This window comes from Pseudobacillus badius (assembly GCF_002189605.1).
Lineage (GTDB): Bacteria > Bacillota > Bacilli > Bacillales > Domibacillaceae > Pseudobacillus > Pseudobacillus badius.
The window spans coordinates 18537-38854 of record NZ_MWMM01000012.1 but is presented as its reverse complement, the minus strand read 5'-3'; the positions used below and the strand labels follow the sequence as shown (position 1 = coordinate 38854).

The following is a 20318-nucleotide window of genomic DNA, read 5'->3' as shown; positions in this document are numbered from 1 at the left end:
TGTGCATTTTTTACTTTCCGAACTGCGGGATATGATGATCGCCAATCGCTACGTGGATCACTTTTGGTTCAGTATAAAATTCAAAGAGGGCATAACGGCCGCCTTCTCGGCCGATACCGCTATCTTTCATTCCTCCAAACGGAATTCTTAAATCACGCACATTTTGCGCATTGATCCACAGCATGCCGGCTTCCACTGCCTGCGCCACGCGATGCCCGCGCTTAATGTCATTTGTCCAGACATATCCGGCAAGCCCATAGCGCACATCGTTAGCTGCTTTAACCACTTCTTCTTCCGTTTCAAATTCAATGACAGCCATGACGGGTCCGAAAATTTCTTCCTGGCACACCTTCATCTCGTTTTTAGCATTCAACAAGAGAGTAGGCGGTACGAAGTTGCCAGCCTTCACCTCTTCCGGAACGATCCCTTGAATAACTTCACAGCCTTCTTCTTTTGCCAGTTCAATATAGCCTTTTACTTTATTAAAATGCTCTTTCTCGATCAGCGGGCCAAGCTGCGTTTGTGCATCCATCGGATCACCGATTTTAATATTCATGACACGCTTCTTCAGCTTTTCAACAAACTCTTCTTTAATATTTTTATGCAAAAACACACGAGAGTTGGCTGTGCAGCGTTCACCGTTAAAGGAAAAGATCCCCCAGACGGCTGCATCAAGCGCCCGGTCAAGATCCGCGTCGTCAAACACGATCAGCGGAGATTTGCCCCCAAGCTCCATGGATGTTTTCTTTAGTGTATCGGCAGAATTTTTAATGATCACTGATCCCGTTGTTGTTTCACCGGTAAAAGAGATGGCCTTGACATCCGGATGCGCGACAAGCGTTGCTCCTGCTGTTTCTCCAAAACCGTGGACAATGTTAAATACGCCCTCTGGAAGACCCGCTTTATCGATCACTTCCGCCAGCTTGTTCGCTGTTAAAGGAGACAGTTCAGCCGGCTTCAATATCACTGTATTTCCTGTAGCCAAAGCCGGAGCCACTTTCCACGTTTCAAGCATAAACGGCGCATTCCATGGAGTAATCAGCCCAATTGGCCCGAGCGGCTTATACACTGTGTAATTAATGAACTCATCGTCCATCGGATAAGACTCTCCATGCATCAGCGACTGCACCATCCGGGCATAGAAGCGGAAGTTCTCCGCTGCCCGGGCTGCCTGCTTCTTCGTTTGGCTGATTGGAAGGCCGGTATCCAGCGATTCCAAATAAGAAATTTCTTCGGCATGCTCCTCAATAAGGTCCGCAATGCGATTAATAAATTTCATGCGTTCGGCCACTTTCATCTTTCCCCATGGCCCTTCTTCAAACGCTTTCTTTGCCGCTGCTACTGCTTTGTTAATATCTTCTGCACGGCCTTCGGCAACTACATTACTCGCTTCATTGGTAAATGGATTCATATTTTCAAAGGTTGCCCCTGCGGCGGCATCGGTAAATTGGCCGTTAATATAAAGCTTTACGTCATCTACTCGTTTATGAGTCAGCTCCTGTTGGCCAGCTGCTTGTACTTGCATCATGGTCCCTCCTCTTTCATCCCCCTGCGCTTCATTAAGTTTGCAGCTTTCTCTTGCTTTCCGCTGCTTAATTAGCTGAAACGCCTTCTGGTAAAATGTTATAAGCTGTCAATACCTGACGAATTTCATCTTGCAATTCTTGTGTCGGTAACGCCATCGGCTTGCGAAGAACCGGCTCAATTTTACCCATCATGCCCATAGCAGCCTTGACTGGAGCAGGGTTTGTATCTTTGAAGAGAACATCATTTAACGGCATTAATTCATAGTGAAGCTCCAATGCTCTTTCTGTATTTCCCTCCATCCAGGCATTGTGCATTTCGGCTACTTGCGCCGGTGCCACGTTCGCGGTTGCGCTGATTGAACCAGCTCCGCCAATTGTCAGCATCGGGTAGCAAAGCAATTCAATGCCGGAGAACAGCTTAAAGTCCCGTCCGCAATTCAGCATGACACGATTCACATGTTCAAAATCTTTATTGGATTCTTTTGCGCCGATAATATTCGGGCAATCCTCCACGAGCCGCGCCAATGTTTTCACTTCAAGATTGACGCCTGTACGTCCCGGTATGTTATAGACCACAATCGGAATGTCAACTGCATCGGCAATCGTTTTATAATGATTGTAAAGAGCATGCTGGGACGGTTTATTGTAATAAGGAACAATAACCATCGCTGCATCTGCGCCCATCTCTTGAGCGGCTTTCGTCAGGCGAAGGGCTTCATTGTAGTTAACAGAGCCCGTACCCGGCGCAAACGGAACGCGGCCATCAATTGTTTTGAACGCTGTTTCCATAACCAGCTCTCTTTCTTCTACTGTTAACGAGCTTGGTTCCCCGGATGTGCCTGTAACGGAAATCCCGTGGCTGCCGCTTTCAATTTGCCAGTTGATTAAGCTTTTGAATGTATCAAGATCCAAGCTTTCATCCTGTTTGAACGGCGTAATAACAGGTGCAATTGATCCTTTTAGCTTTTCTTTTGCTTCCTGAACTTTTGACATATGTCCTTCTCTCCTTTTATGTTTACTTCTTCATTCGTTTTAATTAATTCCACTGTCTAAGCGGAAGGTTCTAAAAATTCGAAAAAAATACTGGAATCGTTTACATAAATAACTTATCATAGAGATTGAAATATTGAAAATATTAAAAATATTGGTTAAATATATAAAAAAGATATACTTAAGGAGGTCATCACATTGGATATCCGGCAAATTCGCTATTTCGCTACGATTGCGGAAGAAGGACAAATTACGAAAGCTGCCAAAAAACTGCACATGGCTCAGCCTCCTCTCAGCCAGCAGCTAAAGTCGCTAGAAGAAGAACTGGGCGTGCTGCTGCTAGAACGCAAAGGCAGAAAGCTTGAATTGACAGAAGCAGGAAAAGTATTGTACAAGAAGGCCAAGCATTTGCTTGAACAAATGGAGGAAACAGTTGTCGAGGTAAAAGAGGTCGGAGACGGGTTAAAAGGAGTTTTATCGATCGGTTCCGTTAAAACTTGTTTTTCTTATATACCTGAACGCTTTCTTCACTTCAGGGAAAAGTATCCCCGTGTCAAATTCCGGTTAAAAGAAGGAGACTCTTCTTTGCTGGCCAATTATGTGAAACAGCGCGAAGTTGAATTAGCTATCGTTCGGCTGCCGCTGGAAATGGAGGAATTTTCTTACTTGCCCCTGCCGGCTGATCCTTTTGTAGCAGTGATGCCAGAAAACCCCCGCACACCCACTGTGATGCAAATGAAGGAGCTCAGCGGCATGCCGCTTATGCTGTTGCATCGAGTCAGCGGCGTTGGACTTTATGAACTGGTCATTAATGAATGCAAAAGGCATGACTTCGAACCAAATATCATTTGCGAATGTCCGGATGCGGCAATGCTGCTGTCCCTCGTACGAACAGGACTGGGCACGGCTCTTCTGCCGAAATCGACCCTTCTCTCTTTTCCAACGAACGGGTTGCAGATCGTTGAAATTGAAGATTGTACGATTCAATCTGAATCGGCTATTATCTGGCTGAAAGACCGCTACTTGTCCAAAAAAGCTGAACGCTTCTTAAATACCTTCCGTACAGCTGAAATGACGATCAACTCATGAAAAAGGGGATGCTTTTTTAGCGATCCCCTTTTTGGGTTGTATGGTTAAACCCTTCTGCCTCTGCTGCCTCAAGAAACTCGGATGGCTGATCAAGACACAAATAGATTTTATCGGCTTTTTTAGCAAATCCATAAAGATAATGAACCGTTGCCGGCTTATCAAGTTCAATGATAATTTGCGGATGGCCCTTTTCCATATCTGTATATATCCCATGAAAAGCGGTTTGATCCTTTGGATGATATTCTCCCTCCTCTACCCAGCGAACGGAAAGAATATGATCCTTTTCAGCGATCACTCTCTTCGTTAACCCCATCGGAATCGTAATTTTATCTGGCTCCACAGTCACCCGGTTCAGGCGGATTGCCTGAATTTCCCCGAGAAAGAAGAAGACAGCGTATATATTCAAGGCTGCCATGATCCAGGCAAGGACAGGACTCCATGAATGAATAAGCCAGTGAATCCCCACTGTTTCTAATATAATGGCATGGATCAGCATAATGTGAAAAGCCAAAACACTCGTCCGGCGATGAGCGGTAAAGTGACGATTGGACTCGGGAGCCTTTTGCCGCCAGCTGGTCACCGCAAATTTCCAAACCATCCACTCAGAAATGATGACTTTAGCCAGCCGATTTTCTGAAAAAGCAGCTTCCGCCTCATGCCAAACAGTGAGCGCTGGTGTAACCGCTCCTTCAGCCGAATTAACTTTTCGCCGGATCGAGCGAACCGTTTTGACGAGCCGAACAATAATCCAAATTTCAGCAGCAAATAAAGCGGCTTCTCCAGCAAGCAGCAGCCAGCCTACCCATTCCATTCCTGCCAGGTGAGCTTTAGGAATGATCGCCTTTGCGACAAAATAGCCGCCGAGCGCTACACCAATCACCGGAACAACCTGGCGTTTTTTTCGAAAAATAAAAAGGTAAGCAAGAAGAGGGAGAATAATTACAAAATCCACTAATGAACCCGCGGCTGCCCATTGTCTATCATTCTCGGAAAGAGGAAGAAGACGGTGAGCGTAAAAATTGGATAGCACCATCACTGCTGACAGAATGATGAACCATTTCCATTTTGGCTGAGATCCATGTGCAGCATTCATGCGAACAGCCTCCTTTACTAAATTATTATCTCTTCTTACTATTGTATAACAGAAATTCCCTTTCCTCTTTGAAAGAAAGTGACCATTTTCCTTCAGTTTCATTTTTATCCAGTTGAAAAACAACCTGTGTTAAACTATTTGCATAGTTTGTATTTCAGCGGAGGAGATAAAATGTTTCTGCTTTCTTATTTATTATTAGGGATAGCTATTCTATCGGAAGTGTTTGGCTCAACTATGCTCAAGCTTTCAAATGGCTTTACCCGTATTCTCCCGGTGGCTGGAGTTATTGCGGGCTTTGGCCTGGCCTTTTATTTATTATCCATTTCCTTGAAGACGCTGCCTTTAGGAGTGGTATATGCCACTTGGAGCGGCTGCGGAACCATTTTGACGGTCGCGGTAGGCATCCTCTTCTTTAAAGAAAAAATAAATAAGCAAGGCATTGCCGGGATCTTTCTTCTTATCATTGGCCTTGTATTACTAAATAGTTAAGGAGAGCTAAAATGAAAGGTTTTATTTTTCTGGCATTGGCTATCTTATTAGAAGTATTTGGATCAACTATGCTCAAGCTATCGGACGGCTTTACAAATCTCTGGCCTTCGGTCGGTGTCGCCATCGGATTCCTCTCTGCTTTTACCTTGTTCAGCTTTGCCCTCAAAACGCTTCCTCTTTCCTTTGCCTATGCTACTTGGTCCGGAGCAGGCACAGCGCTGACAGCCGTCATTGGCGGTTTTGTATTCGGGGAAAGCTTTCACTTTTTGAAAATCAGCGGTTTATTCCTGATCATTTTTGGGATTGCTCTTCTTAATGCATCTGCGGGGAAGCAAACGCAAAGCGAAAAAACATAATCTATGCAGACAGCAGAAAAAAAGGGTGCCCCACGCCGCCACTACCTCAACGGCTTGGGAGTCACCCTTTCTTTTTTTATCGCGCTTGTTTTTCAGCCCGGGCTCTCGCTGCCATTTGTTCTTCACTTTCTTTTCGAGATAGCTGAAGCCATTCATCTTGTAATCCTTTATAGGTTGAGTAGCACATAACGAGCATCAAGACGGCAAGCGGAACAGCAGTGGCTACAAGTGCCGATTGAAGCCCTTGCAAACCGCCTGTCATAATCAGTACAACTGAGATCGCAGCGATCACCACTCCCCAAACAATTTTCGTCCGGTGCGCCGGATTCGGATTTCCATTCTCGCTAATCATGCCTAATACGAAAACAGCGGAGTTAGCTGATGTAATAAAGAAGATCAGCACCAGCACCATTGCCAGCACGCTTAGAAACGCACTCATCGGAAAATATTCAAAGAACTGAAACAAAGCGGATGTCACATCGGTTGATACGGCAGCAGCCAGTGCCTTTTCGCCCATATTTTGAATCAGGTGGATCGCGGAGCCGCCCATCACGGCGAACCAGAAGAAAGACCCAATCACAGGAATGAATACCGCTCCCATCATAAACTCTTTAATTGTCCGTCCTTTAGAAATGCGGGCAACAAAACTGCCAACAAGCGGCGCCCAGGCAATCCACCAGCCAAAATAGAACAATGTCCAGCTGGCAATCCAAGAGCCGTCACTGTAAGGTTCGGTACGGAAAGACATTCCGATAAAGTTTTGGGCATAATCGCCGATTCCTTGGAAAAAAATTTTAAAAATAGCCTGGGTCGGTCCGAGAAAAAGAACAAACCCCAGCAAAGCAAAAGCGAGCAGCATATTAAGGTTGGATAAATGTTTCATGGCTCCTTGAAGTCCTGAAACAGTAGAGCCTATATAAATGAGAGTAACTGCAATAATAATGAGTGCTTGTGTGCTGATGTTTACCGGGATTCCCCACAGAAAGCTCATGCCGCTGTTCACTTGAAGCGTCCCAAATCCAAGAGAGGTAGCAATGCCGATAACGATGGATAGAATGACCATTACGTCAATCGCCTTGCCCGCTGAGCCTTTAATCTTATCTCCAATGAGCGGATAGAAAACAGAGCTCAAGGAAGACGGCAGTTTTTTTCGGAACTGGAAGAAAGCCAAAGACACGCCTACGAGCGCATAACACGCCCAGGCTGATACCCCCCAATGCAAATAAACAAATTGCATGGCGAGCTTGGCCGATTCTTCAGAGGAGCCTTTTCCAAAGGGAGGATCAATGTAATAAGAAACAGGCTCGGCTACTCCCCAAAAAACGAGGCTGATGCCGATCGAAGCGCTGAAGAGCATGCCAATCCAAGTAGCGGTCTTATATTCCGGGCGGTCATTATCGTCTCCTAAACGAATATGGCCGAACTTTGACAGCCCGATATACATACAAAAAGCAAAGAAAACAAAGACACTTCCAAGAATGAACCATCCTAAATAATTATAAATAAAATTCAATGATGAATTAGAAAACCTCTCTAGTTGCTTCGGTGCCAATACACCGATACTGATTAGCAATAAGCTGGCCGCCAAAGAGGTATAAAAGACAGCTTTTTTATGTTTCATCCAATCACTCCTTATTAGATTGTTTTACATTCTGTGCGACATTCTTGCTGCAATGTAAGCGGTTTCCATACATTAAATAGACAGATGGAACAAGGAATAATTGGCTATTTTCAACGTAACGCGTTAGCATCACTCGGCCGGCGGCAGCTGAAAAGCCCTTTGCCGCCGGCCGGGCGGTTGTTTTATTTTTTAGCCAGCGAAGCGACAATCTCCACCACCCGGTCGCCGACCTCAGCGGTAGAGGCCGTGCCCCCCATATCAGGTGTTAATACTTGCTGTTCCAACAGCAGCTGCTCGATGGCATTCAAGACGGTTTTTCCATAGTCTTCGCAGCCAAAAAAGTCCAGCATTTGGCTTGCAGACCAAATAGAAGCGAGCGGATTGGCCAATCCCTGCCCGGCAATATCGGGAGCTGATCCGTGAATCGGCTCAAACATAGATGGGTAGTGCCTTTCCGGATTGATGTTAGCGCCAGCAGCAAGACCAATCCCGCCGGCAAGCGCGGCGCCTAAATCTGTTAAGATATCTCCGAACAAGTTGGAGGTAACCACTACTTCGAAACGCTTCGGATCTTTAATCATCAGCATGGCTGCCGCGTCGACTAAATAAGAAGCCGTTTCAACTTCCGGGTAGTCCCTGCTGACCTCTTCGAATACTTGATCCCAAAAAACCATTGAATAATTCAAAGCATTTGCTTTGGAAATACTTGTGAGCGACCGGCCTTCTCTTTTAGCCGTTTCGAATGCATAACGAATAATGCGCTCTGTTCCTTTGCGGGAAAACACACTGTTTTGCAAGACGACTTCATTTTCTTGTCCCTTAAACAGCCAGTCACCGGCTCCGGCATATTCGCCCTCACTATTCTCACGAATGAATAGCATATTAATGTCCTCGCGGTTCACATCGACAAGCGGCAGATGCGCCCCTTTTAACAGCTTAATCGGACGAATGTTGACATATTGGTCAAAGCTTTTGCGAATTTTTAACAGGAGCTCCCAAAGCGACACATGATCGGGAACCCCCGGAAATCCGACAGCTCCTAAATAAATAGCATCAAACTCTTTCAGTTGTTCAATCCCGTCATCGTCCATCATCTTGCCATTCTCCGCGTAAAACTCGCATCCCCACGGAAAATAAGTAAAGTCAAACCGGAAGCCTGAATCCAGCTCAGCTGTTTTATTTAATACTTTAATGCCTTCATCAATCACCTCGGGACCAATTCCATCTCCGGCAATCACCGCTATTTTAAATGTTTTCACTGTAATCTCCCTCGTTTTTCAACTTTGATTCCAAACGACCAGCTTCATTTCAGTCATTTCTTCCACTGCATATTTAATGCCTTCGCGTCCTGTTCCGCTTTCCTTAACGCCGCCGTACGGCATTTGGTCAACGCGGTAGGTTGGGACATCATTGATGATGACACCGCCTACTTGCAGTTCTTGCGATGCGTATAAAGCGGTCTTAATCTCATTTGTATAGATTCCTGCCTGCAGTCCATAGCGGGAATCATTCACCCGTTCAACTGCTTCTTCGATACTGCCTATTTGATTCACTATAACAACCGGGGCGAATGCCTCCTGACACGATACCTTTAACTTACGATCTGCACCTGTAATGATAGTTGGCTCCAAAATGCCGTTTTTCAGCTTGCCTCCCGTAATGATCTGGGCATCACTTGCTTTCGTTTCTTCCATCCATTCCAGTAAACGGTCAGCTTCTTCTTTAGCGATCAAAGCAGAAATATACGTTTCTGGATCAAGCGGGTCCCCTGCTTTAAGCTGTTTAGCCGCCTTGGTAAATTTCTCGACGAACTCCTCATATATTTCCCGGTGGGCATATACGCGCTGAAGAGAAATGCAGACTTGGCCTTGGTTAGAAAAAGCCCCCATAATACAGCGATCAATGATTTCATCAATTTTCACGTCTTTATCAATAATCAGCGCCGAGTTAGAACCCAGTTCCAGCGTTGTCTTCTTCAGCCCGGCTTTGTTGCGGATGCTGATACCGACACTGGGGCTGCCCGTAAATGTAATCATGCTGACACGCTCATCTTCCACAATGGCATCGCCTACTGTCCCGCCAGGTCCTGTCACCACATTGAGCACGCCTGCCGGAAGCCCCGCTTCTGCAAAGACCTCGGCAATGAAAAGAGCAGACAAAGGTGTTTGTGAAGCAGGCTTTAATACAATTGTATTGCCTGCTGCGACAGCCGGACCGACTTTATGAGCCACCAGGTTAAGCGGAAAGTTGAACGGCGTAATCGCGCCGATAACACCGATCGGCTCTCTGACGGTATAACCGATCCGCCCAGCGCCTCCGGCAGCTGCGTCAAAAGGAATCGTTTCGCCGTGAATTCTTTTCGCTTCTTCCGCCGAGAACTTATACGTCTCAATCGTTCTCGCTACTTCTGCCTGCGCAAACATAATAGGCTTGGCAGATTCTCGGGAAATGATTTCAGCAGCTTCATCCGCTCTTTCCTTTAACAAAGCCGCCACCCGTTCTAAAATTTCAGCCCGCTGATAGGCAGGCATTTTTCCAATTACTTTACGCGCATGATGAGCAGCTGTGATAGCTTGCTCCGTCAGATGGCGGTCCGCCATGGCAATTTGAGCGATCTCTTCCCCGGAATAAGGAGAGTAAAGCGGCGCGTAGGCCGGCGCTTCTATTTTTGTACCATTGATGAAAAGAAATTGTTTGATGGACTTCGCTTGATTCGCTAATCTACTCATTGAGAGCCTCCAGCACCATTTCATGAAATTGAACAATTGCCTTTTCAGAAGAAGAATAAACCCCTTTTTTAAATGCGCGGGAACGGAAGCCAATTTGCTCCAATTCCACGAGCTCTACATCCTCCTGGCGGACCTGCTCAGCAAAAGCGACCAAGTCTTTTTCCTCTTGGGTTAAATTCTCATCACGGAAATAATAAGTATAGACAGCCAGCGTGTTCTCATGATCGATTGGAAGCATTTGAATAGTAGCCATATTTCCTGGACCGGGATAAATCGTCACCATTAAATTCGGCCACAACCAGTAGAAAGACCCTCCCTGCATTTCTGCTTGATTTAAATCAACAGACCCGTAGTTTTTATCAGGCTTGACGATCGTTCCCTGAATGGAGTAGTTTTCACAAGTGATAATTTGATAATCATCCATATCCAATGCGGCGACGAAGCTAGGGTGCGCCACATGGCAATGATCACATTCTAAATAATTATCAATAAATGCCTTCCAGTTCGCTTGAATGATTCTTGTTTTTTGGTGGGTTCGCTTTAATTCGCCCAGAAACGGAAACTTGCTGAGCCTTTCAAAGAAATCCCCGTAAGACTCACTAAGCGGTTTTGCCTGGTCATCCAGATTCACAAAAATTAAAGATTCCAAGATTTCCATGCGAACCGGGCGCAAACAAGCATCTTGCACACAAGCCGCATCTTCTCCCCTAAAGTTTGGCGCTTTGTTTAATTTTCCGTCCAATTTAAAGGTCCAGCCATGATAGCCGCATTGAAGAATTTTCTTCTTGCCGGCCTCACTCTTTTCAAGTTTTGTCGCACGGTGCGGACAGACATTGTAAAAAGCGCGGATGACTTCATCCTGACCGCGGATAACGATAATGGGTTCTTTAGCCACTTCAGTTGTAAAGAAAGAGCCCGGTTTCTCCAATTGACTGACATGCCCCACAAGCTGCCAGGACTTTGAGAAAATCAAATCCATTTCCTTATCCAAGACTTTTGGGTCTGTATACAGATCGTAAGTCATCGTTCTTTCAAATGTCCGATTTGTCGCATTCTCTACTTTATTATAAGCCATTATTCATTCCCCTTTGCAAGTTTACTGATTTGCCGCTTTAACGGCCTAATGCTTCTTTTTGAGTAAAAGGCTGTTCTGCCACTTTAATGGAGTCTGTCGGACAGCCATCAAGCGCATCCTCTAAATCCATTTCTAATTCGGCCGGCACCTTGGCTGCTCCTTCGTTATCATCCAGACTGGCAAAAGCCAGCCCTTCAAAGTCATAATCAAATAGATCCGGCGCTGTTGCTCCACAGGCACCGCAAGCAATGCAGGTTTCTTGATCTACAATTGTATATTTGGCCACCGCCTATCTCCTTTCTCTCCTCTTCTTGCTAGTCTGCTTGACTTCAGCTGTCAGACTGATGGAGCGCTTTTGCTTTTTTCTCCCATGACGCTTGTGCTATGAAGCGGCTGCACTTTCGCTTGCGGGTCAATATACACTTTGGCGTTGCTGACAGCGGTTGGCGCTTCCCCAAAACCGCTCGCTATCAGTTTCACTTTTCCTTCATAAGTACAACTATCACCAGCCGCGTAAATTCCTTCAATGCTTGTTTCCATCCGGGAGTTCACCACAATGGAATGGCCATCGATTTCAAGCCCCCACTCTTTAATTGGACCGAGTGAAGAAACAAATCCATAGTTAACCAGTACATCATCAACCTCTAGTTCAAGCGGTTCGCCAGTCTTTGCTTCCTTCACGACGACTGTTTCAACTCTTTCTTCGCCTGCAAGCCCAGCCGGCACATAGGGAGTTAAAATACGCACGCTGGACTGTTTCAGCTGCTCAACACTGTGCTCATGGGCACGGAATGTATCCCGGCGATGAATCAGGGTCACTTTTTCAGCAATCGGTTCCAGCATTAAGGCCCAGTCAACCGCAGAGTCTCCACCGCCGAACACGACCACCTTCTTTCCTGTAAATTGACTTAAGTCTCGAACAAAATAGTGAAGATTCGTGTTTTCAAACTTTTCTTCTCCTTCTATCTTCAGCTTGCGCGGCTGAAAGGCTCCATTGCCAGCCGTAATAATCACCGCTTTAGCATAATGGGTTTTCTGGTTTGTTGTGATAGCCAGTACACCATCAGCTGTCCGTACAATGCTCTCTACCGACTCCCCAAGACACACCGTTGTTTCAAATTGGTTCATTTGCTCCATTAATTGATCGACAAGCTCCTGGGCCCGCACCTTGGGAAAGCCGGCGATGTCGTAAATATATTTTTCGGGATATAAAGCGGACAATTGGCCGCCAAGCTGCGGAAGACTTTCAATCACCTTTACCGATGCCTGTCGCATCCCTGCATAAAAAGCGGTAAACAACCCGACTGGTCCTCCGCCGATAATCGTAATATCAAATACTGTAGGCTGCTCCATCGCCATTCCCCCTCTGATATGAATATGCCTCTTGCCTTCAAACCAACTTAGGTTTGCTTATTCTGTATGCAATTAAGATGCCAAGGAAGGAAAATAGCGAAAATAATAAAAATATACCGAAAATTCTTTCTAATCATCCGTTAATTGAGTTATATTTAACTCAATATAAGGAGTAAATAGTCAAAAATAACTCACTTTTTTAAAAAAGGAGGAGCATACATGAAGCAGCCGAACGAAGAAAGCAGTGTAGAAATGACACTGCAAACGTTGTTAAAAATTCTGGATCATTCTTCTGATGAAATCTTCGTGCTTGATGGCGAAAAAAGAATTCTTTATGTCAATCAAGCATGCGAACGCCATTACGGGTTAAAGCCAACAGATGTCATCGGCAAATACAATGTGGAATTATTTGAAAAAGGCTATTGGAAGCCTTCTATCGTTCCAGAGGTGTATAGGAGAAAAAAGCCTTGTTATCTAAAGCAACAAACGTACATTGGTGCGGAGCTGCTCACATCTGCGGTTCCTCTTTTAAATGAAGCGGGAGATATTGAGCTTGTTGTGATTACATCGACCGAAGCGCAGACGTATAAAATGGTCAAAGCAAAAGAAGAGGCTAATGAGTCAAATACAACTCACTTTAAAGAAGAAGCTGAACGGATTGTAACGAACAGCGAAAAAATTAAACAAATTATCTCCTTCTGCGAAAAAGTGGCACCTACCGACTCGACCATTTTGATCGAGGGGGAGTCCGGAACAGGTAAAGGAGTGCTCGCTCATTTTGTGCATCAAATCAGCCGGCGGAAAAATGGGCCGTTTTTGACGATTAATTGCGCAGCTATCCCGGAAGAACTGCTCGAATCAGAGCTGTTCGGTTACGCCAAAGGCGCATTTACCGGTGCAAGCAAATCAGGAAAACCCGGCTTAATTGAAGCAGCCGACAGCGGCACCGTCTTTCTCGATGAGATTGGGGAAATGCCTCTCGCTTTGCAGGCAAAGCTGCTGCAGGTCATTCAGGACAAACAATTTATCCCAGTAGGCGGCAGTGAAACAAAAAAAGTCAACATCCGGATTATTGCCGCCACGAACCAAAACCTAGTAAATATGGTCAAGGATAAAAAATTCCGAGAGGACTTGTTTTACCGGCTTAACGTGATTGACATCCAGCTTCCGCCGCTGCGGGAGCGAAGAGAAGATATCATTCCCTTAACCTATAATTTTTTAAATAAATTTAACGAAAAGTACCACACGAATAAAGTGATTTCTGAAGAATGCCTGAATATATTGATTCATTATGATTGGCCGGGCAACGTGCGGCAGCTGGAAAATTTACTTGAGCGGCTGGTCGTGATTAGCGATTCGGTGATTCAAGCAACCGATCTGCCGGATATGATCACTGAAAATGCCGGTCCGATTACCAGAATCCCCCTGACGCATACATTGGATCAAGCTTTAGAGGAAACAAAGCGCACCTTCATTAGGAGAGCCTATCAAACACATAAATCATCGAGAAAAGTAGCCGGGGACCTCGGAATCAGCCAAACAAAAGCTTCAAGGCTCATTCGGCAGTATTGCAGCGATTTAATCGAACCCAGAAAAGCTGATCAATAAAAATAGGCCTTCTCCAAATGGAAAAGGCTTGCTTTTTTAAGAGGCGCGGTGAAATGAACCGACGACCTCCACCGTTTGAGTGACATTCACAAATGCCTGAGGATCGACTTCATGAATCATTTTCTTTACATCCGTAAGCTGATAGCGGGTAATAACGGTAACAAGCACCGCACGTCCTTCACCTGTGTAGGCTCCTTCACCGTTCATTACCGTAATGCCCCGATACAAATTGGAGAGAAGCTTCTCCTTCACTTCTTCCCCTTTAGATGTAATGATCATGACAGTCAGTTTCACATGGTTGGTATGAATCATATCGATCACTTTCCCGGTCGCATAAATGGTGATCATTGTATTAAGAGCCGCATCCCAGCTGAAAATAAAACCGGAAGCAAGGACAACGACAGCATTCATGGCTGTTAAAATAGAGCCAATCGGAAAATCCTTTTTCTTTGTCAACAGCATGGCAAGAATATCAAATCCGCCTGATGATCCGGAAGCGCGAAAAATCAAGCCAATGCCTGCTCCGGTCATCACCCCGCCGAATACAGCAGACAAGATCGGCTCTGTTGACACTTTAATAATCGGAATAGCATAGAGACTAAATGAAATGGCCAGCACCGACAAAATCGTATAACTGATAAAACGTTTCCCGAGCTTCATTAAGCCAATGACGAGCAGCGGCAAATTTAAAAGAAGGTTTACTACGCCCGTATTTAAAGGAGTGATCAGACCAAACATAATCGCTACCCCGCTCAATCCGCTGCTTAATATCTCATGCGGAATGAGAAAGAAATTATAAGCTACCCCTACTAAAAATGAACCGAACAAAATCAGTCCAACGTTTTTCATTTCATCTCTCCCTTCTCCTATCCACCCTTTAATTGTTCCTATTATAAGGCGGAAACGAGAGATTCAAGAGATGATAGTTTTTTCTGAAAATCCAGACTCATGAAATGTAGGGAAATTATTCCTAATGGGCGGCAAAGGGTGGTTTATAAGCGAATCTATGTGCTTTATGAACGAAATGCGCCCATTTATGCGCGCAAAAGCCCCTTTTACGCGCGAAACGTGTGCATTTATGCACATTCTCCTTTTTTATTCACAGCCCTTTTGCATAAAAACCCAGCTTTTTCAGCTGTGTGATCATCAGCTCTTTCTCCTCCGCATCCAAGCCTCCGAATATTTCTTCCATTGCTGCTTTGTGACGGGGGAAGATGCTCGCCATCAGCTGCTTGCCTTCTGGAGTGATGACTGCATAGGTCACCCTGCGATCTTCCGGGCATGGCTTGCGCGCCAGCAGCTGCTTCTTTTCTAATTTATCAACGACGTATGTAATGCTGCTGCTTGCGAGCAATATTTTTTCGCCGATTTTTTGTATAGGCTGATCTCCTTTACTAAACAATAACTCAAGCACCGCGAATTCTGTTGGATTTAATCCGTATTTCTTAATATCTTCTTCTACTCGTTTCGTGATCGTCTGCACTGCTCTAGAAAGCACAACGAATAGCTTTAAAGACAGATCTTGCTGATCAGCTGCTTCCATTCTTATCATTCCTTCCTATATAATATCTCGATTTCGAGATTTATTGTATAACTCCTCCCGCTGGTGTGTCAATTTGCTCTTCTCAAACAAACAGTCCGCTGCGGACAGGCAGCGGACAAAGCAGCATTATTCTGTATAAAATTCGGCAGGAATTGGACCAAAGCAGCGACGATGATACAGCATCGGATCTTTTTCTTTATCCAGGCGAATGTTGGTCACGTTGCCGATCAAGACCGTATGATCACCTGCTTCAATCGCCTTAAATGTTTCACATTCGAATACGCCGAACGCCCCTTCAATGATTGGCAGCCCGTTTTCGGACATTTCCCATTTGCATTGACTGAAACGATCTGCCCCTTTCGTTGCAAATGTTTGGCATAGCTCCTGCTGCTCTCCTGCAAGGACATGGATAGCAAACTTGCCGCCTTCCGTGAACGCTTTGATTGTTGATACTCTATGATCAATAGACCATAACACCATCAGCGGATCAAGTGACACAGAGGCAAAGGAATTGACTGTCAAACCAACCGGCGTTCCATCCTCCGTTACCCCGGTAACAACTGTCACACCCGTCGGATAGTTCCCCATGACTTCTTTAAATAGCGTTTGCTGTTCTGCTTTTTCCATTCTTCATCTCTCCCTTGTTATGTACTTACTCTCTACTGTATCAAAAAATGAACAAAAACTGGCAAAAAAAGCTCGCACTTGTCACTTTATTTTTAATATTCGATCTCTTTTGTTATCCGGAACGAAATCAATCGTTAAAGCTTATATAAAGAAGGTCCTTGTCAGCAAAAGATCTTTCCTACAAGGAAGCCGTCCTCCGCGGCAGCGGGAGAGGGCTGTCCATTCTTTTAAATGTCCATAGATTTCTTCACCTTGTTTTCTTCCAATACGTGTTCAGCCCATTGCTTTTCAAAACAGCTGTTTTTGGCACCTGCTTGATGACAAGGAAAAAATTCAGCCAGTCCACTGATGAGCCCATAGCGTTTAATAGGATGAAAAATTTTAATGAAGGCGTGAGCCATCCAAGCGCGCCCCCTAAGAGCGGAACAATGAATGAAATGACTAGGAAAGGCGCCATAGTAATAAGCAGATACCTTGACCTTGCAAGTTCTTCTTCAGTTATCACAAACCCGCCGGACCAAGTAAGCCCAATAGATGTTTTGTCTGATTGAATAAAATGGGGAATGAACAGTAAATGAAGAAATTCATGAAGGAGCAACAGCAAAGCTATTTCAAAAACTGTGCTGAAGTTAATCGTCATCGAGAATGAACCTGCCGTCAGGCCAAACTCGCTCAAGGAAACGGTTGAAAAGACATGCAGGCTGCCAATGGAGATGAGCACAGCTACGATCATAAAGGGAATAGACCATAAAATGGCACTCACCATATGTTTAGGCTCCTTCAGCGGCACCCAGCCGTTCTCCATCAGTTTTCTATGTGCACTCGCATCCTTTTCAGGCAAGTTGTACAGTATTTTCACTTTATCCTCCTTTCCCGTTCCGGTGTCAGGGCTCCAACTATCCCGCAAGCGGCCACTCAGATTCTAACGCTTTCACGTCTGTTTAAAAACGATAAAATATTCTTCCATAGTATAAAGCTACAATAACAAGAAGATTTTTACCATCAAAATAAAGAGAAAGGACCTGATCCAGCCCCTTTCTCTCTGTTTGCTCTTGCATTTAATTGACAAATCGTCCAGCTTTGCCCTCAGCATTCCAATACTCGTTTCGCAAATGAACCTTTTGAATTTTCCCTGAGGCCGTTTTGGGCAGTTCCCCCACAAACGTTACACCTGTGATCGCTTTGAAATGAGCGAGACGGCTTCTTGAGAAATCGATTAATTCTTGCTCGCTTATATTGGAAGCAGGGCGTTTCACTACGAAAGCGTGCGGTGTTTCTCCCCACTTTTCATGGGGAACAGCTACAACAGCCGCTTCTAGCACATCACTATGCTCATACAATACCCCTTCTACTTCAATAGAGGAAATATTTTCACCGCCGCTAATAATTACATCCTTCTTTCTGTCAACAATGTCGACATTTCCATATTCATCAACAGTAGCCATGTCCCCTGTATGCAGCCAGCCATCCCGGATGGCTTCCATCGTTGCTTGTTCGTTTTTCCAATATCCTTTCATTACCCCGTTGCTGCGAACGATTAATTCACCAATCGCCCGCCCATCATGAGGCACCTCTTTTCCCCATTCATCCACGACACGCACTTCATTGCCGATCATCGCAAACCCCGCTTTTGCTTTCATTCGGTACCTTTCCTTTAAAGGCAATTCATCGCATTGCGGGCGAATAACCGAATATGTACTGAGCGGCGAAGATTCGGTCATGCCGTAAACCTGCAAGAATTCCCATCCAAGCTCTTCCTCCACACGGGCGACAAAGGCTGGCGGCGGAGCTGATCCAGCAATCACGACGCGCAGTTTTTGAGGAATGTCAGGTTTATGCTCTTCATGATATTGCAGCAGGCTATTTAAGACAGTAGGAGCCATATGCATGACCGTCACGTTATGGGCAGCAACCGCTTCGAAAATAGTTTTTGGATCTGCTTTCTTTAAGCAAATATGCGTGGCTCCATTTGCCGTGTAATAAAAGGGCGCTCCCCAGCCATTGACATGAAACATTGGCAGCACATGCAAATAAACATCCCGGTCCGATACGCGAATAGCATGCATGGAAGATAGCGCATGCAAGTAATTATTGCGATGTGTAAGCATGACCCCTTTTGGGTTGCCTGTCGTTCCGCTTGTATATAAAAGGCTGGCGAGATCATCTTCTTCAACCTCCTCCCGCTCGAAAGCGGTTTCGGGAAAATGAGCAAGCCACTGATCATAGCCAAGTTCCGGGCAGCTTTCTTTCTTGTCATGAACAATAATTTGTTCAACTGTTGTTAATTTGGCTTTTATCGGTTCAATAAGCGTGTACAGTTCATCATCCACAAACAAAATTTTTGACTCGCTATGGTTAAGAATAAATAAATAATCATCCGGCTTCAGGCGAATATTAAGCGGCACCATGACAGCTCCAAGTTGGAACACACCATAAAACCCTTCCAGCATTTCAAGGGAATTAGGAGCTAAATAAGCTACCTTGTCTCCTTTTTGAACCCCTTCTGCCCTTAAGCCGCGTGACAGTTGCTGCACTCTCGCAAATAATTCTTTATACGTAAGTGAGCCAGTCGGTGTAATTACCGCTGTTTTCTCTCCATAATAAGTGACAGCCCGATCAAGAAATTGCGTTACGACAAGTGGTACATTCATTTCTCTCATCCCCCGGTATGTTTAATTTGTCCCCTCTTCTTTATCTTAATTGATTTTTCAGAAAATTTGAATGGCTATCTTCCTTAATTTATGAAAATAAAAAATAACGCAGAAAACGTACTGCGTTATCAAGCTTTCTTATCCTTCTTTTTTGTTCCCCCATAACGAACGCACTGTGGAGCAGCCGCCCTTTCGCCTAAGGATAGATGGAGACTTTCCTGTTGCTGACAGTGGTCGTCACTTCGACCAATCCGGTTGCATAAATGCCCTTACTGTTTGCTTCCATACGGGGATTGACGGCCATACTGTTTTTCTCCATTTCTGTCTCCTTTTACTTCTTCGAGCACTACTTACTCAACCTGCCCGGCCGTCACGACTAGCGTCTTAATGTCTGCCCTTTTCCGATTGCTGTTAAGCTTTCAAAGCCTCTTCAACAAGTTCATGAAAATATTCTTCTGCGTTTTCGGTAGGAGAGAAAATCCCATTGGTAAACGCTCTTGAACTTAGCCCTTTCTGCAATTCTTCCACTAATTCAAAATCCTCCCGGCGGACTTGATCAACAAATTTAAAATACTCTTCTTTCTCTGGCGTAATCGTTTCTTCTAACGAGTAATCGCGATAAATGCCAAGTGAAGTGTTCTCATCCAATGGAATAACTTGAATCGTATTGACGTTGCCATCCCCCGGATAGACATTAATCATCATGTTTGGCCAAATCCAATAAAAGCGGGCAAGTTCGCTTTCATCGGTCCCTTTACTGGCTGCCATGTACTGATGAGTAAACTTCTCATGTATAGCAGTACAGAAATTAGATAGATCATAAGATTTAGCAAACCCTGGATGAGCAATCGCACAATGATCGCACTCCAAATAATTATCAACAACTGCCTTCCAGTTTGCTTTTACTACACGGCGCGTTTCCCTTACTAGCTTCACTGAATCAAAAAAGGAGTATTTATCCATCTCTTCCATAAACTCCTTATACTCTTCTGAAAGAGAGGACGCGTTTTTATCTAAATTCACGAAAACTAAAGAATGATGCACTTCCAGCCGAATAGATTTCATACAGCTATGCTGTCCAAGCTCAGTCGTTCTAAAGTTAGGCGCTCGATTGACGCTTCCATCCAACTTAAACGTCCAGCCGTGGTATTTGCATTGCAGAACTTTTTTATTGCCGTGATCGCTTTGCTCCACCTTCATCCCGCGATGCGGACAAATGTTGTAAAAAGCTCCTAATTCTCCATCTTTATCATGGGTCACAATGATCGGTTCTCCAGCAACATCCATCGTCAAAAAATCTCCTGGCTTTTTAAGCTGACTTAGATGCCCGATAAAGATCCAATTTTTCGCAAAAATCTTTTCTCTTTCTTCTGTAAATACCGCCGGATCTACATAACGCGAATAAGGCTGCGTAGAATTAAATTGCAACTTTTCCGGTGCTGTCATAGCGAAAACCCCTCTCCTTTGTCTTTATATTTGGCCGACTACATCCGGTCTAGATAAACCGGCTTTACTTCACTGTAAAATTCAATCGCACTTTTCTCCTGTTCCCTGCTGTTTCATGTAAA

General features: G+C 44.9%; 19 protein-coding genes. 4 read left to right on the top strand and 15 right to left on the bottom strand.

Annotated features, from left to right (window positions below):
* Positions 1–10: 10 nt before the first annotated feature.
* Both hpaE and hpaI read right to left on the bottom strand, forming a co-directional pair.
* A complete protein-coding gene (gene hpaE / locus B1A98_RS15710) occupies positions 11–1525 on the bottom strand; it encodes a 5-carboxymethyl-2-hydroxymuconate semialdehyde dehydrogenase (protein ID WP_063385215.1) in 1515 nt (504 codons plus the stop codon).
* 67 nt (positions 1526–1592) lie between these two features.
* Complete coding sequence (hpaI, locus tag B1A98_RS15705; protein ID WP_041094547.1) at positions 1593–2519, bottom strand: 2,4-dihydroxyhept-2-ene-1,7-dioic acid aldolase; 927 nt, start codon at positions 2517–2519, stop codon at positions 1593–1595.
* Between the two features lie 195 nt (positions 2520–2714).
* Here hpaI and B1A98_RS15700 point away from each other — a divergent pair, with 195 nt between their 5' ends.
* Positions 2715–3605: a LysR family transcriptional regulator gene (locus B1A98_RS15700; RefSeq protein ID WP_063385214.1), complete on the top strand. Its 891-nt coding sequence runs from the start codon at positions 2715–2717 to the stop codon at positions 3603–3605.
* Positions 3606–3621: 16 nt separating this feature from the next.
* Here the strand turns inward: B1A98_RS15700 and B1A98_RS15695 are convergent, their stop codons facing one another.
* Positions 3622–4698: a hypothetical protein gene (locus B1A98_RS15695; protein ID WP_063385213.1), complete on the bottom strand. Its 1077-nt coding sequence runs from the start codon at positions 4696–4698 to the stop codon at positions 3622–3624.
* 171 nt (positions 4699–4869) lie between these two features.
* Here B1A98_RS15695 and B1A98_RS15690 point away from each other — a divergent pair, with 171 nt between their 5' ends.
* Positions 4870–5187, top strand: a complete 318-nt coding sequence (locus B1A98_RS15690; protein ID WP_063385212.1) for a DMT family transporter — start codon at positions 4870–4872, stop codon at positions 5185–5187.
* Positions 5188–5198: 11 nt separating this feature from the next.
* The gene (locus tag B1A98_RS15685) at positions 5199–5543 is read left to right on the top strand and encodes a DMT family transporter (protein WP_063385211.1); all 345 of its coding nucleotides are present in this window, start codon (positions 5199–5201) and stop codon (positions 5541–5543) included.
* 76 nt (positions 5544–5619) lie between these two features.
* On the opposite strand, the gene B1A98_RS15680 is transcribed toward B1A98_RS15685, so the two are convergent.
* The 6 genes from B1A98_RS15680 to B1A98_RS15650 form a co-directional block, all read right to left on the bottom strand.
* Positions 5620–7164, bottom strand: a complete 1545-nt coding sequence (locus B1A98_RS15680; RefSeq protein ID WP_063385210.1) for a BCCT family transporter — start codon at positions 7162–7164, stop codon at positions 5620–5622.
* 182 nt (positions 7165–7346) lie between these two features.
* Positions 7347–8423: a tartrate dehydrogenase gene (locus tag B1A98_RS15670; protein WP_063385208.1), complete on the bottom strand. Its 1077-nt coding sequence runs from the start codon at positions 8421–8423 to the stop codon at positions 7347–7349.
* 18 nt (positions 8424–8441) lie between these two features.
* The gene (locus B1A98_RS15665) at positions 8442–9893 is read right to left on the bottom strand and encodes an aldehyde dehydrogenase family protein (RefSeq protein WP_082821763.1); all 1452 of its coding nucleotides are present in this window, start codon (positions 9891–9893) and stop codon (positions 8442–8444) included.
* On the bottom strand, positions 9886–10968 hold the full coding sequence (locus B1A98_RS15660; RefSeq protein WP_063385207.1) for an aromatic ring-hydroxylating oxygenase subunit alpha: 1083 nt from the start codon (positions 10966–10968) through the stop codon (positions 9886–9888). The genes B1A98_RS15665 and B1A98_RS15660 overlap by 8 nt, the downstream gene beginning before the upstream one ends.
* A gap of 37 nt (positions 10969–11005) precedes the next feature.
* The gene (locus B1A98_RS15655; RefSeq protein ID WP_063385206.1) at positions 11006–11254 is read right to left on the bottom strand and encodes a ferredoxin; all 249 of its coding nucleotides are present in this window, start codon (positions 11252–11254) and stop codon (positions 11006–11008) included.
* 50 nt (positions 11255–11304) lie between these two features.
* Positions 11305–12321: an NAD(P)/FAD-dependent oxidoreductase gene (locus B1A98_RS15650; protein WP_063385205.1), complete on the bottom strand. Its 1017-nt coding sequence runs from the start codon at positions 12319–12321 to the stop codon at positions 11305–11307.
* A 219-nt stretch (positions 12322–12540) separates the two neighbouring features.
* On the opposite strand from B1A98_RS15650, the gene B1A98_RS15645 reads away from it, so the two are divergent.
* Positions 12541–13929: a sigma-54 interaction domain-containing protein gene (locus B1A98_RS15645; RefSeq protein WP_063385204.1), complete on the top strand. Its 1389-nt coding sequence runs from the start codon at positions 12541–12543 to the stop codon at positions 13927–13929.
* Between the two features lie 36 nt (positions 13930–13965).
* On the opposite strand, the gene B1A98_RS15640 is transcribed toward B1A98_RS15645, so the two are convergent.
* The 6 genes from B1A98_RS15640 to B1A98_RS15615 form a co-directional block, all read right to left on the bottom strand.
* Positions 13966–14778: a YitT family protein gene (locus tag B1A98_RS15640; RefSeq protein WP_063385203.1), complete on the bottom strand. Its 813-nt coding sequence runs from the start codon at positions 14776–14778 to the stop codon at positions 13966–13968.
* A gap of 250 nt (positions 14779–15028) precedes the next feature.
* Positions 15029–15472: a MarR family winged helix-turn-helix transcriptional regulator gene (locus tag B1A98_RS15635; protein ID WP_063385202.1), complete on the bottom strand. Its 444-nt coding sequence runs from the start codon at positions 15470–15472 to the stop codon at positions 15029–15031.
* 126 nt (positions 15473–15598) lie between these two features.
* Positions 15599–16099, bottom strand: coding sequence for a flavin reductase family protein (locus B1A98_RS15630; protein WP_063385201.1), 501 nt, complete (start codon positions 16097–16099; stop codon positions 15599–15601).
* Positions 16100–16346: 247 nt separating this feature from the next.
* On the bottom strand, positions 16347–16958 hold the full coding sequence (locus B1A98_RS15625) for a DUF3267 domain-containing protein (RefSeq protein WP_240492477.1): 612 nt from the start codon (positions 16956–16958) through the stop codon (positions 16347–16349).
* A gap of 199 nt (positions 16959–17157) precedes the next feature.
* Entirely contained in the window at positions 17158–18750 is a 1593-nt protein-coding gene (locus B1A98_RS15620; RefSeq protein ID WP_063385200.1) for a long-chain-fatty-acid--CoA ligase, read from the bottom strand.
* A gap of 411 nt (positions 18751–19161) precedes the next feature.
* Positions 19162–20196, bottom strand: a complete 1035-nt coding sequence (locus B1A98_RS15615) for an aromatic ring-hydroxylating oxygenase subunit alpha (RefSeq protein ID WP_063385199.1) — start codon at positions 20194–20196, stop codon at positions 19162–19164.
* Between the last annotated feature and the right edge of the window lie 122 nt (positions 20197–20318).